Origin of the sequence: Pseudomonas sp. SWRI51, assembly GCF_014268825.1 — a bacterium.
GTDB classification, from domain to species: Bacteria; Pseudomonadota; Gammaproteobacteria; order Pseudomonadales; family Pseudomonadaceae; genus Aquipseudomonas; species Aquipseudomonas farsensis.
The window spans coordinates 1-15,066 of sequence record NZ_JABWRG010000116.1; the positions used below are offsets into that span (position 1 = coordinate 1).

Below are 15,066 nucleotides of genomic sequence, written 5' to 3' on the forward strand. Positions count from 1 at the left end.
CGCTCGCCACGACTCTCTATCATTTCCTGCAGGATTGGGTCCAACCAGCAATGTTGCGGTTGAGCACGGCCTGCGTGAGCTGGCGATAGCCTGCGATGGGCTGCAAAGCAGCCCCCCCTTCATCACTCCACCGCGCTGTCCGGGAACTGGTCCTGCACGTATTTGATCTCGGTGCGCCCGTGGGCTGCCGGCAGGCCGTCGTCGCCCAGGTTGACGAACACCATCTTGTCGACGGTCAGGATGCTCTTGCGGGTGATCTTGTTGCGCACTTCGCACTTCAGGGTGATCGAGGTGCGGCCAAACTCGGTGGCGGTGATACCCAGCTCGATGATGTCGCCCTGGCGCGAGGCGCTGACGAAGTTGATTTCGGAAATGTACTTGGTCACCACACGCTGGTTGCCCAGCTGGACGATGGCGTAGATCGCCGCTTCTTCGTCGATCCAGCGCAGCAGGCTGCCACCGAACAAGGTGCCGTTGGGGTTGAGGTCTTCGGGCTTTACCCATTTGCGGGTGTGAAAGTTCATTGGTACTCCTGACCTGCGGTTTGACGTGCAGCCATGATGGCAGACCGGCGGGTCACTGATCCATTGAGGATCGACTATCGTCTCGATAAATCGACAGAAAGCCTTTGGTCTGTCACACAGCCGCGGCTATAATCCTTGCCGTTTCACAGGGTCGCCCACTGCGGTGCCCCTCCCGCCACCCGTCCGAGGGGCGCTGCAGCAGGTTCGTCCTGTCAGGCTCGGTCGGGGCGTTGTCCGCCACGCGGACGCTCAACGCACAACGGCGCCCATTCGCACATTACGAATGGAGGCTCTTCATGAGCGCTGTAAACACGCCTGTTGGTTTTACCGATTACAAAGTCGCTGACATCTCCCTGGCCGCCTGGGGTCGTCGCGAAACCATCATCGCCGAATCGGAAATGCCTGCCCTGATGGGTCTGCGCCGCAAGTACCTCACTGAGCAACCGCTCAAGGGCGCGAAGATCCTCGGCTGCATCCACATGACCATCCAGACCGCCGTGCTGATCGAAACCCTGGTAGCCCTGGGCGCCGAAGTTCGCTGGTCGTCGTGCAACATCTTCTCCACCCAGGACCAGGCCGCCGCCTCCATCGCTGCCGCCGGTATTCCTGTGTTCGCCTGGAAAGGCGAAACCGAAGAAGAGTACGAGTGGTGCCTGGAGCAGACCATCCTCAAGGATGGTCAGCCATGGGACGCCAACATGATCCTCGACGACGGCGGCGACCTGACCGAACTGCTGCACAAGAAATACCCTGCCGTTCTGGAGCGCGTCCACGGCGTCACCGAAGAAACCACCACCGGTGTCCACCGTCTGCTCGACATGCTGGCCAAAGGCGAGCTGAAAGTCCCGGCGATCAACGTCAACGACTCGGTCACCAAGAGCAAGAACGACAACAAGTACGGCTGCCGTCACAGCCTGAACGACGCCATCAAGCGCGGTACTGACCACCTGCTGTCGGGCAAACAAGCCCTGGTGATCGGCTACGGTGACGTGGGCAAGGGCTCGGCCCAGTCGCTGCGTCAGGAAGGCATGATCGTCAAGGTCACCGAAGTTGACCCAATCTGCGCCATGCAGGCCTGCATGGACGGCTTCGAGCTGGTCTCGCCGTTCATCGACGGTATCAACGACGGCACCGAAGCCAGCATCGACAAGGCCCTGCTGGGCAAGATCGACCTGATCGTCACCACCACCGGTAACGTCAACGTCTGCGACGCCAACATGCTCAAGGCCCTGAAGAAGCGCGCCGTGGTGTGTAACATCGGCCACTTCGACAACGAAATCGACACCGCCTTCATGCGCAAGAACTGGGCATGGGAAGAGGTCAAGCCGCAGGTACACAAGATCCACCGTACCGGCCCTGGCGCTTTCGACGCACAGAACGACGACTACCTGATCCTGCTGGCCGAAGGCCGCCTGGTGAACCTGGGCAACGCCACTGGCCACCCAAGCCGCATCATGGACGGTTCGTTCGCCAACCAGGTACTGGCGCAGATCTTCCTGTTCGAGCAGAAGTACGCCGACCTGTCGGCCGAGAAGAAAGCCGAGCGTCTGACCGTTGAAGTGCTCCCCAAGAAGCTCGACGAAGAAGTGGCCCTGGAGATGGTCCGCGGCTTCGGCGGCGTGGTCACCAAACTGACCCAGCAGCAAGCCGACTACATCGGCGTGACCGTCGAAGGCCCGTTCAAGCCGCACGCCTACCGCTACTGATCAGCGGCAAGCTTTGAGCTGCTAGCTGCAAGTAACGGCAGTCTGCGTACTCGCCGCTTGCAGCTTGGGCAGCCACGATCTTGAACGATGCCAAGCCAGATCGGCCTTCACCGATCTGGCTTTTACTTGCAGCTTGTAGCTAGCCACTTGCTGCTCGAGGAAAGAGTGATGTCACAAGAACGCCGCTATAGCTTCGAATTCTTCCCGACCAAGACCGACGCCGGCCACGAGAAACTGATGGGCGTTGCCCGCCAGCTGGCCAGCTACAACCCGGATTTCTTCTCCTGCACCTACGGTGCCGGGGGCTCGACCCGCGACCGCACCCTGAACACCGTGCTGCAGCTTGAGCACGAAGTGAAGGTGCCGGCCGCACCGCACCTGTCCTGCGTCGGCGACAGCAAGGATGACCTGCGCAGCCTGCTGGCCGAATACCAGGCCGCTGGCATCAAGCGCATCGTCGCCCTGCGCGGTGACCTGCCGTCGGGCATGGGCATGGCCAGCGGTGAGCTGCGCTACGCCAGCGACCTGGTCGAGTTCATCCGCCAGGAGACCGGCGACCACTTCCACCTGGAAGTCGCCGCCTACCCTGAGATGCACCCGCAGGCGCGCAACTTCGAGGACGACCTGGCCAACTTTGTGCACAAGGTCAAGGCCGGTGCCGACAGCGCCATCACCCAGTACTTCTTCAACGCCGACAGCTACTTCTACTTCGTCGAGCGTGCGCAGAAGCTGGGCGTCGACATCCCCGTGGTGCCAGGCATCATGCCGATCACCAACTACAGCAAGCTGGCCCGCTTCTCCGATGCCTGCGGCGCCGAGATTCCACGCTGGATCCGCAAGCAGCTCGAAGCCTACGGCGACGACACCGCCAGCATCCAGGCCTTCGGTGAAGAAGTCATCAGCCACATGTGCGAACAACTGCTGCAAGGCGGCGCACCGGGGCTGCACTTCTACACCCTGAACCAGGCCGAGCCGAGCCTGGCGATCTGGAACAACCTGAAGCTGCCACGCTGAAGGTGGCGGGCAAGGCCTTGGCAGCGTTCAAGGCCTGGCCCGTGGCAGTTCACTGGTGATTGCTGCCCGCCCAGCGTACTCTCGCCCCATGCGCACGTTCCTGCTCCCTCTTCTGCTGCTGCTTGCCAGCCTGAGCCCCTTGGCCCAGGCCGAACGCCTGCGCATCGTCAGTGACGAATGGGCGCCGTATTTCTACCAGGAAGACGGCGAGTTCAAGGGCGTCGACTACGACGTTGTCAGCGAAGTGTTCACTCGGCTGGGTGTTCAGGTGGACTGGGAACTGATGCCCTGGAAGCGCTGCCTGGCGATGGTGCATGACGGCCAGGTGGACGGCGTGCTGGATATTTTCAAGATGCCGGGCCGCGATGGTTACCTGATCTACCCCAACGAGCCGCTCTCGCAGGTCGAGTTCGTGCTGTACCAGGCCAGCGCCCGCCCGCACCGCATCGAGCATATCGACGACCTGGCGGGGCTTACGGTTGGCACATCACCGGGCTACACCTACGGTGGCGCGTTCAGCGACTCACCGCTGTTTCGCCGCGAACCTGCGCCTACGCAGCAGGCCAATTTCGGCAAACTGGCGCTCGGGCGCATCGATTTACTGCTGACAGACCGCCGCGTGGGGCGTTTTTTGCGTCGGCAAATGGCGCTTGAACAACGCGTCGAAGAATTGCCACTGGTGATCAATCAGCAGCCGCAATTCCTCGCGCTGGCCCGAAAACCGGGGCGCGAGGCCTTGGCGACGGCGTTTTCCGAGGAGTTGCAGCGGTTTCGCCGGGAGCCGGCCTATGCCGCCATCCAGACCCGTTACGACCCTGGCCCGCATTTTCCTGTCACCGTTGAGCAGCAGGAAAGCAGCACACACTGATTGCTCTGTTATACTCGGGCCTTCCCGCCCGGCTCACGCCCGGACGCTCGGCTTCAACCCCGGCATCTCGACCCGCAGCAGCGCACCCCCCCGGTGCCCACTTGCCGCTTCCCGGATGCAGGGTGAATGCCCAGCTGGACCGGACGCGATCGCATCCCTCCGATGCCTTTCGCGCCAGGCAGAACACCCCCATAGGGCCCAGCCCTCACGAGAACAGGATCGCCCATGTCCTTTGCTTCCCTCGGTCTCTCCGAGGCACTTGTCCGCGCTATCGAGGCAGCGGGCTATACCCAGCCCACTCCCGTGCAACAGCGGGCTATTCCCGCCGTGTTGCAAGGCAGCGATCTGATGGTCGCCGCGCAGACAGGTACCGGTAAAACCGGTGGCTTCGCGCTACCGATCCTTGAGCGCCTGTTCCCGGGTGGCCACCCCGACAAGTCGCAGCGCCACGGCCCGCGCCAACCGCGCGTGCTGGTGCTGACGCCAACCCGCGAACTGGCCGCCCAGGTGCATGACAGCTTCAAAGTCTACGCCCGCGAGCTGAACTTCATCAGCGCCTGCATCTTCGGCGGTGTCGGCATGAACCCGCAGGTGCAGGCCATGGCCAAGGGTGTCGACGTGCTCGTCGCCTGCCCAGGCCGCCTGCTCGACCTCGCCGGCCAAGGCAGCGTCGACCTGTCGCGGGTCGAAATCCTGGTACTGGACGAAGCCGACCGCATGCTCGACATGGGCTTCATCCATGACGTGAAGAAGGTCCTGGCACGCCTGCCGAGCAAGCGCCAGAACCTGCTGTTCTCGGCGACCTTCTCCAAGGACATCACCGACCTTGCCGACAAGTTGCTGCACAACCCCGAGCGCATCGAGGTCACGCCGCCCAACACCACGGTCGAGCGTATCGAGCAACGCGCATTCCGCCTGCCTGCCAGCCACAAGCGTTCGCTGCTGGCGCACCTGATCACCGTCGGTGCCTGGGAACAAGTGCTGGTGTTCACCCGCACCAAGCACGGCGCCAACCGCCTGGCCGAATACCTCGAAAAGCACGGCCTGACCGCCGCCGCGATTCACGGCAACAAGAGCCAGAACGCGCGTACCAAGGCACTGGCCGACTTCAAGGCCAACGCTGTTCGCGTGCTGGTAGCCACCGATATCGCCGCCCGCGGCCTGGATATCGACCAACTGCCCCACGTGGTCAACTTCGAGCTGCCTAACGTCGAAGAAGACTACGTACACCGTATTGGCCGTACTGGCCGTGCGGGCCGTTCGGGCGAGGCGATTTCGCTGGTCGCCCCGGACGAAGAAAAACTGCTCAAGAGCATCGAGCGCGTCACCCGCCAGAAGATCCCGGACGGCGACCTGATGGGCTTCGATGCTTCGCAAGTCGAAGTTGAAAAACCCGAAGTGCGCGAACGCCCGCAAAACAACGGTCGCGGTGGTCGCAACCAGCAGCCACGCAGCGAAGGCAGCAAAGACGGCAGCGGCGGGCGCAAGGACAAGGGCAAGGACAAAGGCCGTAACAAGCCAGCCTCAGCCGAAAAGCCTGCAGAAAAGTCTGCTGACAAGCCACAGGGCCAGCAACGCAAGCCGCGGGACCAGAAGCCACGTCAGCAACAAGGCGCATCGGCCCAGAAGGCAGCTCCGGCAGCTTCCGGCAACCGTGACCCGGAAGTGTTCCTGGACGATGATGTGGATAACTTCGGTAACCGCGCCGACTACGTAAGCCCCTATCAGAACGCCAAGAACCAAGGCCGCAACCGTCGCCCCGGTGGCGGAGGTACGACCGGCCAGGGCCAGCCAGCCCCACGTAGCGGTGGCGGCGGTCAGGGTCAGGGTCAAGGCCGCAGCAATGGGCAGGGCCAAGGCCAGCCTCGCCAAGGCCAGAACCAGGGCAGCGGCGAAAAACGTCCGCGCAGTGGTGGCAGCAATGGCGGTGGCACCCGTCGCGACAATAATGGCGGCCGTAACCGTCGTGATGACGCCCAGCGTCAAGAGCCAGCCGTGCGTAACCCGCGCGACTCGCAACCGGCACCGGTGATCATCCGCAAAGAGTCCAAGCTCGACCGTTTCCCGACGCCTGAGCAACTCGAAGACCTGCCAAGCCGCCCACGCGGCGAGCGCCCGGCGCTGCTTACCCGCAAGGGTTGAGTGCCTGATCGGCGCCGAAGTGCCTCCCAGAGGGGATACTTCAGCTGATGTACCAAGAACGCTGCCCGTCAGGGCGGCGTTTTTTTTGGCCGAACATTGCCCTCCCCTACTGATGACCTGGCAATTCTGTCAGCTGTTCGACATGCCCGTTAAGTGGAATCATCCATAAACCTTCAAACGGGGTGTTCACTATGCTCAGCCAATCGCACGCATCCGTCCCGGTCAATAACCTATGCTTATCGGGTGATTCCAATTTTGGTTCCCACTGTACCGAACTTATCGAAGACGATGCTCCCGCCGCGCTTTACGATGTTCAACCGGTCATCCTCAACCTGTCCCTCGCAATAACTCAATCTGTGGAAGTCAGGGGTTCGACCTCCGCACAGGGAGGCTATGCAGAAGCCTACTCACAAGGCGTATGGAAGCCTTTTGCAAACGTCGACTCAGCTGGGCACTTCGAAAACCTGAACCTGCCACGTAGCTATCTGGATGGGCAACGCATTCGCGTGCGTATCCGCAACGTTCAAATATCCCTGACGGTAGTGGCAGACAATTTTTTCCCACATTCACGCTCGCTATCCATCCCCCACACTCGCGGCGCGAAGGCAGACGCTGATTACTATCAATGGCGCCTGCAATGGGCCGATTACCAACCGACCGGCTACAGCTTGCCTGCACAGACCGGGGCGTCGGTATGGCTGCTTGGCGATGACGAGGATGTCACGCTCTATATTGGCACCCAAGGGATGGCGCAAAAGCTGGATCGTTCCAGACAGACAGCCAATATGCGCCGCTTTGTATTGAAGCGTGGTGAAAATATTCTGCCCGCTGACGAAACCGGTGGCGTCATCCATATCAGAAATGTCGGGCATGGTAGTTGCCAGCTGATATTAGATGAACGTTTCCAACCCATCCCCTATTACATAAAGGGCCATACAACCATGCAGGAGTGGCATCGAATGTTTGAGCTGACGATGAGTATCGACCCACGTTCGGAACTACAACTGGTGGGTGACCGCGTCGTGATATGTGCTTATTTGGATACTTACAGACACCACAGACAAGGCAGCGCCGAAGAGCTCGTCCACTCCCACGAAGAGACCTTGAGAATTGAAGCGTTGGCTGCAGGCCTCGACGGCTCCTCCGAGCAACATACCCGAAGCAATATGTGGATCTATGCCGTGGAGTCGCGCTCGACGTTTTCCCCACATGCCACCACGGGTTATATCGGTTTGCCGCATGGCAATAGTAGCTACATGGCAGCGCTGGTCGGTGGTAGGGCACACCATCAATGGGTGACCCTGCATGAATACGGCCACCATTTCCAGACGCGGACCAACGGAGATAATGCGCTGTTCAGGGAAAATACGGTCAACATCTATGCCCTCGCCGTTATGCGACATTACGACAACGAGTACACACCTGTATTCCCCAACCGATGGGAAGCTTTGTCTGCCTGGTTACAGCGGCCAATGGGAACTAACAACTATCAGGAATCGCCCGACACCCAAGCCATATTCGAACAGTTGCGTATAGGCCTGGGCAACCACACGCTTACCGCTTGGGACCGTTACACGCGCGAATACACCAGCGCGCCGTACGACTTGGCCGCTGCGCTGCTGTCGTTGTGCCAAGCAGCACAGAGGGACTTGGCGGACTTCTATATCGCCTGGGGGCTCATCAAGGAAGCCGATGCTACCTGGGTGGCAATCAAGGCTTTGAACCTTGCGCCCGCACCGCAGAACCTGACAAGCATCAGGCCTTACGTCGCCCATTAAGTTTGCAACGCATGTGAAAACCCAACCGCTGTGCCAAACGAAAACGCCGCCCATTGGGCGGCGTTCTTGTTACGGGTACAGCAACATTACTTCTGTTTCACGCCTTCAACGCTGATGTCCAGGTCGAGGGTCTGCGAAGTCGGGCCTGGGCCTTTGATGCCGAAGTCGTTCAGGTTAAGCGTGGTCTTGGCGTTGAAGCCGGCGCGCTCGCCGTCCCATGGGTCTTTGCCCTCACCGTTGAACACTGCCTTGAAGGTGACCGGCTTGGTCACGCCGTGCAGGGTCAGGTCGCCGGTCACGTCAGCGGTCTTGTCACCGGTGGACTTGACGGCGGTGGAGACGAACTTGGCTTCTGGGTACTTCTTCACATCCAGGAAGTCGGCGCTGGCGATGTGCTTGTCACGCTCGGCGTGGTTGGACCACAGGCTGGCGGTTTTCAGGTCGACGCTGATCTTGCTGGCTTCAGGCTTGGCGCTGTCCCAGGTGAAGTTGCCGTCGAAGTCCTTGAAGGTACCGTGGATGAAGCTGTAGCCCAGGTGGCTGATCTTCCAGTCAACGAACGCGTGCTGGCCTTCCTTGTCGATCTTGTATTCGGCAGCCATGGCCTGGCCGGCCGAGAGCAGAGCGGTACCGAGCGCCAGAGCGGCAAAAGTCTTTTTCAACATCGTTAATTCCTTCCTTTGCAATTGAGGTTGAGAGTCAAGCTTTGCGGCCAAGCATGCGAGTGAGGGTCGCGTCACGGTCGATGAAATGATGCTTGAGTGCCGCAAGGCCATGGAGCACGGCAAAAATCACCAGGCCCCAGGCCAGCCACAGGTGCACAACCCCGGCAACATCGGCCTGGTCAGGCAGGTCGCTGATCAGCGCCGGCACTTCGAACAAGCCAAACACCGGGATGCCCACGCCGTCGGCGGTGGAAATCAGGTAGCCCGCCGCCATGACTGCGAACAACCCTGCATACAATGCCAGATGCCCAAGTTTTGCGGCGATGCGGGTCAGCGGGCCGTGGTTGGCCGGTGCCGGAGGCGGCGGGCTGACGAAGCGCCAGAGCACGCGCAACAGCATGACGGCCAGCAACACCAGGCCGATGCTCTTGTGCAGGTCTGGCCCGGTTTTGCGCCATGGGCTGTAGTAATCCAGGCCCACCATCCACAGGCCCAGGCCGAACAGGCCGAAAACCGCCAGCGCGACGCCCCAATGCAGAGCCATGCTGACCACGCCGTAGCGTGAAGGTGAGTTGCGCAGTTGCATGTTGGCGTATTTCCCCGTGAAAGCTGCGCACAGAATAGCGCGTAACGTATCGAATAAAAGCGGAAAAAATTGCTTTGGATTATCAAGGAATCCGATGTGTAGGGTGAGGGTCGCCTATTAAGGAAACGTTAACGATAGACGTTTGCGCGGGAGGGTGTGGGATTGTCTGGGGCTGGGAAAGTGTCAGGGCTGACAGGTGTTCGCCGAAAGGGGTTTGGCGCCCGTGCAATCGAGCGCCGCCCGAACTGGCCTCATCGCAGGCTGGCGCCAGCTCCCACAGGAATCGAGCCAGACGAATATCGCAGCTGATGCGGTCCAGGTGGGAGATTCTATGGTTTCAGGCAAATCGCTTTTGATTGTGTAGGAGCGGCCTTGTGTCGCGAAAGGGCTGCGAAGCGGCCCCAGGATTTGTGCCTTATGCAGAATCGTCGGGGCTGCTACGCAGCCCTTTCGCGACACGAGGCCGCTCCTACAGACATTGCGCACCACCCCCACACCAGGCCTGGCCCAGATTCCTGTGGGAGCTGGCGCTAGCCTGCGATGCGCCGCCCGCGCGGCGCTCGATCTTGCAGGCGCTGAAGAGCTACCGGCGAACGCCTGGTAGCCCTGGCGCGATCAGTTCGCCTTGGCCACAGGCTTCTTCACCGGCGCCGGCTTTTTAACCGGCGCAGGTTTCTTGACCTGTTTGACCTGCTTTGCCACAGGCTTCTTGGCAACCGGCTTGACCGGCGCCGCCTTCACAGGCGCAACCTTGGCCGGTTCTGGCTGTACCACTGGCGCAGGAGCCGGAACGGGTGCCGGAGCTGGAGCTGGAGCCACAACCGGAGCCGGCGCAGCCTTCACCTCAGCCTTGTCACCCCAACCAAACAACCGCGCAAAGAACCCTGGCTTGTCCTGCTTGGCCGCTTTGTCTTCAACAGCCTCAGCCTTGGCCGGTGCCTTGCTCGACGACCCACCAAACAAGTTGGAGAAGAACCCACCCTTGTCCTTGGCAGCCACCGCACCCGCAGCCGCAGCAGCAACCGGCGCGGCCTTGACCGGGTCGAACGACTTGCCAGCCGCCAGGTCCTGCACCTGGCTCGCCGCACGCTGGCCGCTGCGCAGGGCGCCTTCCAGGGTGCCGGGGTACAGTGCATCGGTGTGTTCGCCCGCGAAGGCGATGCGTTGCACCGGGCGCTCCCACAGGCGCCAGAACTTGCTGATCTGGCCAGGGCCGTAGGCCAGGTACGCACCGCCCATGCCAGCATCGGTGCTGTAACGGCGCACTTCATAACCGGTAAAGGCACCCCGCGCCTGCGGGTAGAAGGCGTGCAGGCGGATCAGCACCTGGTCGACCATCTGCTTGTCGCCAAATGCCTGCAGCAGGCGAGCGTTGTCGCCAGACAGGTTGATCACCACATTGGCGCCACCCTTGAGTGCAGGTTCGATCCACAGCATGCCAAGGCCGGTGTTGGAGTAGATCTCGCCCGACATCCGCGCACGGCTTTCCCACACCGGGTTCTTGAACTTCAGCATCAGCTGGTCGCGCCAGCCGTAGTTGGTGCCTTTGATGGCCGCCAGGTGCTGGTTGTCCAGGCTCGGGGTGATCTGGATTTTCGCCAGCGCACGCAGCGGCACGGCCATTACCAGGTAGTCAGCCTGGTAGCCGACGCCACCGACCTTGACCGTGACGCCGTCCTTGTCCTGGACGATGGCGGTCACCGGCGAGCTGGTCTTGATGGTGCGCAGTTGCTTGACGAATGCCTGGGCCAGCACCGGGCTGCCGCCTGGCAGACGCGCGGCGCGCTGGTCGCGGTCGCTGACGTTGCGGTACACGCGGCTTTGCTGGGCGAAGTACAGCAGCGACAGGCGCGACGGCTCGTCGTAACGGGTGCGGATCTGCTGGTTGACCAACTGCCGCGCAGTGGCCGGCAGTTGCAACTTGTCCAGCCAGCTGGAAACGTTGATCTGGTCCAGGGCAAACAGTGTGCTGTTAGGTGCAGGGTTCAGCGGGTCCTCGATGGAGCGGGCGAGGTCGTCGAGGGTCTTCTCGTAACGCTTGAGGGCCTCGGCGGTCGCCGGCTGCTTGCTGGCAAGGTCCGTGGCGCTGAAATACTCGCCATCGATCAGGTAGCCTGGGGTGCGCACGAATTCAGGGGCTGGCAAGGTGCCCAGCTTGAAGCGCTCCAGGTACTGGTTGAGCACCGGCTGCGTCTTGGCGTTGCCGATCCATTCGCTGGTCGCCAGGCCCGAACGCCCGCCGATGCCAGGCTTGGCTTCCAGCAGGGTCACCTGCCAACCCTTGGCCTGCAGTTCATAGGCCGCGGTCAGGCCCGCCAGGCCGCCGCCGACGACAATCGCCGTCGGGGTCTTGTCCTTTGCCAGCGCGGTTGCGCTGCAAACACCAATCAATACCAGCGCGCACAGGCGCACCCAAGCAGCAGCCATGTCGGCAAACTCCGGATCAGAAACGACAGATTGAGAAGGGGAAGAACGCCCCAGGAAAAAGTGCGCTAAGAATACGTCAGCCCCTGCTCCCCCGCTAGCTCAGCGACACCAGCAGTTGTCCTGCCTTCTGGCATTGCTTAGGCTTACGCGGTCAAAGCCAGCCGTACCGCCAGGAGAAGCGCCCATGGGCCTCAACGAACAGTGGATGCAACGCGACCTCAAGGTCCTGTGGCACCCCTGCACGCAAATGAAAGACCACGAGCAGCTGCCGCTGATCCCGATCCGTCGCGGTGAGGGGGTCTGGCTTGAGGACTTCGAAGGCAAGCGCTACCTGGACGCGGTCAGCTCCTGGTGGGTCAACGTATTCGGCCACGCCAACCCGCGCATCAACCAGCGCATCAAGGACCAGGTCGACCAACTGGAGCACGTAATCCTCGCAGGCTTCAGCCACCAGCCGGTGATCGAGCTGTCCGAGCGCCTGGTGGCCATGACCCCGGCAGGCCTGGACCGGGTGTTCTATGCCGACAACGGCTCGTCGTGCATCGAAGTTGCGCTGAAGATGAGCTTCCATTACTGGCAGAACACCGGCAAACCGGCGAAGAAGCGCTTCGTCACCCTGACCAACAGCTACCACGGCGAAACCATCGCCGCGATGTCGGTGGGCGATGTGCCGCTGTTCACCGAAACCTACAAGGCGCTGCTGCTCGATACCCTCAAAGTGCCCAGCCCGGACTGCTACCACCGCCCCGAAGGCATGGGCTGGGAAGAGCACTCGCGCAACATGTTCGCTGCCATGGAGCAGACCCTGGCCGAGCACCATGACAGCGTCGCGGCCGTGATCGTCGAGCCACTGATCCAGGGCGCCGGCGGCATGCGCATGTACCACCCGGTGTACCTCAAGCTGCTGCGCGAGGCGTGCGACCGCTACGACGTACACCTGATCCATGACGAAATCGCCGTAGGCTTCGGCCGCACCGGCACGATGTTCGCGTGCGAGCAGGCCGGCATCCGCCCGGACTTCCTGTGCCTGTCCAAGGCGCTGACCGGCGGTTATCTGCCGCTGGCCGCGTGCCTGACCACCGACAAGGTGTACCAGGCCTTCTACGATGACTACCCGACCCTGCGCGCATTCCTGCATTCGCACAGCTACACCGGCAACCCGCTGGCCTGCGCCGCGGCCTTGGCAACCCTGGATATTTTTGCCCAGGACAACGTCATCGAAGCCAACAAGCCGCTGGCCGCACGCATGGCCAGTGCCACCGCGCACCTGGCCGAGCACGCCCATGTGGCCGAGATTCGCCAGACCGGCATGGCCCTGGCCATCGAGATGGTCAAGGACAAGGCCGGCAAGGTCGCCTACCCGTGGCAGGAACGCCGTGGGCTGAAGGTGTTCGAACACGCCTTGAGCCGGGGTGCGCTGTTGCGCCCACTGGGCAGCGTGGTGTATTTCCTGCCGCCCTATGTGATTACGCCGGAGCAGATCGACTTTTTGGCCGAAGTGGCCAGCGAAGGGATCGACATCGCCACCCGCGACAGCGTCAGCGTGGCCGTGCCGGCGAACTTCCACCCCGACTTCCGCGATCCAGGCTAGCCCTGACGCCATCACCCTGTAGGAGCGGCCTTGTGTCGCGAAAGGGGCGCGTAGCGACCCCGGATTTTCAGCTTCGCCGCGTATATTGCCGGGGCCGCTTCGCAGCCCTTTCGCGGCACAAGGCCGCTCCTACAAGGGCGATGCCACCTTTTATTTCGAGTAGAACCATGAGACTGTCCCGCTTCTTCATCGACGCCCCACTCGCCCTCGGCGAGCACGACCTGCCCGAGGCCCAGGCCCATTACATCGGTCGCGTGCTGCGCATGGCGGCCGGCGACGCCGTGCAATTGTTCGACGGCAGCGGCCAGGAATACCTCGGCCAACTGCTTGAGGTGGGCAAGAAAAGCGTGCGCGTCAGCCTCGACCAGGTACTGCCCGGTCAGCCGGATTCACCGCTGCACATCCATCTAGGCCAGGGCCTGTCCCGTGGCGAGCGCATGGACTGGGCAATCCAGAAGGCCACCGAGTTGGGCGTCAACCAAATTACTCCGATTGTCAGCGAACGCTGCGAGGTGCGCCTTAAAGACGAGCGCGCCGACAAACGCCTGGCCCACTGGCGCCAGGTGGCTATCAGCGCTTGCGAGCAATGCGGGCGCTCCACCCTGCCGCTGATCCACCCGCCGCTGACCTTGGCCGAATGGCTGGCCAGCACCGCCGCCGACCTCAAGCTGGTGCTGCACCCGGTAGCCGAACCTTGGGCCAGCCACGACAAACCTGCTCGCCTGGCGTTTCTGGTCGGGCCCGAGGGCGGCCTGAGCGATGCCGAGGTCGAGCAGGCGAAAACCGCCGGCTACCATGCCGCTCGCCTGGGCCCGCGGGTGCTGCGCACCGAGACCGCGCCGGTGGTGGCGCTGTCGGTGGCACAGCAGTTGTGGGGCGACTTTTAACGCACGTACACCGACACCGCCACGAAGTGCATGAGGCTGCCGGCCACCACGAACAGGTGCCAGATGCCATGCCAGTGGCGGAAGCGGCTGTCGAAGGCAAAGAAGATGATGCCGATGGTGTACAGCGCGCCACCGCCTGCAAGCCAGGCGAACCCGGCGGTGCCCAGGGTCGCCAGCAATGGCTTGACCGCCACCAGCACGATCCAGCCCATGAGTGCGTAGATCACAATCGACAGCACCCGCGCTTCGGAGCGCGGCTTGATCTCCTGCAACATGCCGATCAGCGCCAGCCCCCAGACCACCCCGAACAAGCTCCAGCCCCACGGGCCACGCAGGCTCACCAGGCAGAACGGGGTGTAGCTGCCGGCGATCAGCAGGTAGATCGACAGGTGATCGAGCTTGCGCATGATACGTTTGGTGCGGCCACGGGTGCTGTGGTACAGGGTCGAGATGCTGTACAGCAACAGCAGCGTGAAGCCGTAGATGGAGAAGCTGACGATTTTCCAGGGGTCGCCCTGCATGCCGGCTGCGACGATCAGCCAGACAGCGCCGATACAGGCCAGGATGGCGCCGACCAGATGGGTCCAGGCGTTGAAGCGTTCACCGTAGTACATGCTGCAAATGACCTCCGCCAGTTACCTCAGGTTCCCACAGAAAATACCTGACCTGTCGCTTGGCAGGAACCTGAGCACCCGATGGAAATTTCAGGGTTTCTGCGCACGCCTGTGCTGGCCTCATCGCGGGGCAAGCCCGCTCCCACAGGGTCTGGGCCAGGCATGGTGTTGGGGCGGTGCGCGATGTCTGTAGGAGCGGCCTCGTGTCGCTAAAGGGCTGCGAAGCGGCCCCGGCGATTCTGCGTCAGGCACAAATCCCGGGGC

General features: G+C 62.1%; 12 protein-coding genes and 1 riboswitch. Of the genes, 7 read left to right on the forward strand and 5 right to left on the reverse strand.

Annotated elements, in window-relative coordinates; translation table 11 throughout:
• Positions 1-122: 122 nt before the first annotated feature.
• Entirely contained in the window at positions 123-524 is a 402-nt protein-coding gene (locus tag HU720_RS21865; protein ID WP_016489524.1) for a hotdog domain-containing protein, read from the reverse strand.
• 179 nt (positions 525-703) lie between these two features.
• A riboswitch (S-adenosyl-L-homocysteine riboswitch) is annotated at positions 704-799 on the forward strand.
• Positions 800-820: 21 nt separating this feature from the next.
• Here HU720_RS21865 and ahcY point away from each other — a divergent pair.
• From ahcY to HU720_RS24440, 5 genes are all read left to right on the forward strand, one after another.
• Positions 821-2,230, forward strand: coding sequence for an adenosylhomocysteinase (ahcY, locus tag HU720_RS21870; protein ID WP_186522815.1), 1,410 nt, complete (start codon positions 821-823; stop codon positions 2,228-2,230).
• 168 nt (positions 2,231-2,398) lie between these two features.
• Positions 2,399-3,244, forward strand: a complete 846-nt coding sequence (gene metF / locus HU720_RS21875) for a methylenetetrahydrofolate reductase [NAD(P)H] (RefSeq protein WP_186522817.1) — start codon at positions 2,399-2,401, stop codon at positions 3,242-3,244.
• 88 nt (positions 3,245-3,332) lie between these two features.
• On the forward strand, positions 3,333-4,112 hold the full coding sequence (locus tag HU720_RS21880) for a transporter substrate-binding domain-containing protein (RefSeq protein WP_186522819.1): 780 nt from the start codon (positions 3,333-3,335) through the stop codon (positions 4,110-4,112).
• Between the two features lie 225 nt (positions 4,113-4,337).
• Positions 4,338-6,254 (forward strand): DEAD/DEAH box helicase, encoded by a 1,917-nt coding sequence (locus HU720_RS21885; protein WP_186522829.1) that lies wholly within the window; start codon positions 4,338-4,340, stop codon positions 6,252-6,254.
• A 191-nt stretch (positions 6,255-6,445) separates the two neighbouring features.
• Complete coding sequence (locus HU720_RS24440) at positions 6,446-8,032, forward strand: M60 family metallopeptidase (RefSeq protein ID WP_238337767.1); 1,587 nt, start codon at positions 6,446-6,448, stop codon at positions 8,030-8,032.
• 86 nt (positions 8,033-8,118) lie between these two features.
• Here the strand turns inward: HU720_RS24440 and HU720_RS21895 are convergent, their stop codons facing one another.
• The 3 genes from HU720_RS21895 to HU720_RS21905 all read right to left on the reverse strand — a co-directional run bounded on the left by HU720_RS21895 (position 8,119) and on the right by HU720_RS21905 (position 11,710).
• Positions 8,119-8,697: a YceI family protein gene (locus HU720_RS21895; protein WP_186522831.1), complete on the reverse strand. Its 579-nt coding sequence runs from the start codon at positions 8,695-8,697 to the stop codon at positions 8,119-8,121.
• Between the two features lie 34 nt (positions 8,698-8,731).
• Positions 8,732-9,283, reverse strand: a complete 552-nt coding sequence (locus HU720_RS21900) for a cytochrome b (protein WP_186522833.1) — start codon at positions 9,281-9,283, stop codon at positions 8,732-8,734.
• Positions 9,284-9,898: 615 nt separating this feature from the next.
• Positions 9,899-11,710, reverse strand: coding sequence for a flavin monoamine oxidase family protein (locus tag HU720_RS21905; protein ID WP_186522835.1), 1,812 nt, complete (start codon positions 11,708-11,710; stop codon positions 9,899-9,901).
• A 184-nt stretch (positions 11,711-11,894) separates the two neighbouring features.
• On the opposite strand from HU720_RS21905, the gene HU720_RS21910 reads away from it, so the two are divergent.
• A complete protein-coding gene (locus tag HU720_RS21910; protein WP_186522837.1) occupies positions 11,895-13,301 on the forward strand; it encodes an adenosylmethionine--8-amino-7-oxononanoate transaminase in 1,407 nt (468 codons plus the stop codon).
• Positions 13,302-13,468: 167 nt separating this feature from the next.
• Positions 13,469-14,188 (forward strand): 16S rRNA (uracil(1498)-N(3))-methyltransferase, encoded by a 720-nt coding sequence (locus tag HU720_RS21915; RefSeq protein ID WP_186522839.1) that lies wholly within the window; start codon positions 13,469-13,471, stop codon positions 14,186-14,188.
• On the opposite strand, the gene HU720_RS21920 is transcribed toward HU720_RS21915, so the two are convergent.
• Complete coding sequence (locus HU720_RS21920) at positions 14,185-14,802, reverse strand: hemolysin III family protein (protein WP_186522842.1); 618 nt, start codon at positions 14,800-14,802, stop codon at positions 14,185-14,187. The two genes, HU720_RS21915 and HU720_RS21920, sit on opposite strands and share 4 nt — an antisense overlap.
• Between the last annotated feature and the right edge of the window lie 264 nt (positions 14,803-15,066).

Bases quoted from the DNA above. Each gene is read 5' to 3' on its own strand.
- HU720_RS21865 (WP_016489524.1), bottom strand. From the start codon at position 524: ATGAACTTTCACACCCGCAAATGGGTAAAGCCCGAAGACCTCAACCCC.
- ahcY (WP_186522815.1), top strand. From the start codon at position 821: ATGAGCGCTGTAAACACGCCTGTTGGTTTTACCGATTACAAAGTCGCT.
- metF (WP_186522817.1), top strand. From the start codon at position 2,399: ATGTCACAAGAACGCCGCTATAGCTTCGAATTCTTCCCGACCAAGACC.
- HU720_RS21880 (WP_186522819.1), top strand. From the start codon at position 3,333: ATGCGCACGTTCCTGCTCCCTCTTCTGCTGCTGCTTGCCAGCCTGAGC.
- HU720_RS21885 (WP_186522829.1), top strand. From the start codon at position 4,338: ATGTCCTTTGCTTCCCTCGGTCTCTCCGAGGCACTTGTCCGCGCTATC.
- HU720_RS24440 (WP_238337767.1), top strand. From the start codon at position 6,446: ATGCTCAGCCAATCGCACGCATCCGTCCCGGTCAATAACCTATGCTTA.
- HU720_RS21895 (WP_186522831.1), bottom strand. From the start codon at position 8,697: ATGTTGAAAAAGACTTTTGCCGCTCTGGCGCTCGGTACCGCTCTGCTC.
- HU720_RS21900 (WP_186522833.1), bottom strand. From the start codon at position 9,283: ATGCAACTGCGCAACTCACCTTCACGCTACGGCGTGGTCAGCATGGCT.
- HU720_RS21905 (WP_186522835.1), bottom strand. From the start codon at position 11,710: ATGGCTGCTGCTTGGGTGCGCCTGTGCGCGCTGGTATTGATTGGTGTT.
- HU720_RS21910 (WP_186522837.1), top strand. From the start codon at position 11,895: ATGGGCCTCAACGAACAGTGGATGCAACGCGACCTCAAGGTCCTGTGG.
- HU720_RS21915 (WP_186522839.1), top strand. From the start codon at position 13,469: ATGAGACTGTCCCGCTTCTTCATCGACGCCCCACTCGCCCTCGGCGAG.
- HU720_RS21920 (WP_186522842.1), bottom strand. From the start codon at position 14,802: ATGTACTACGGTGAACGCTTCAACGCCTGGACCCATCTGGTCGGCGCC.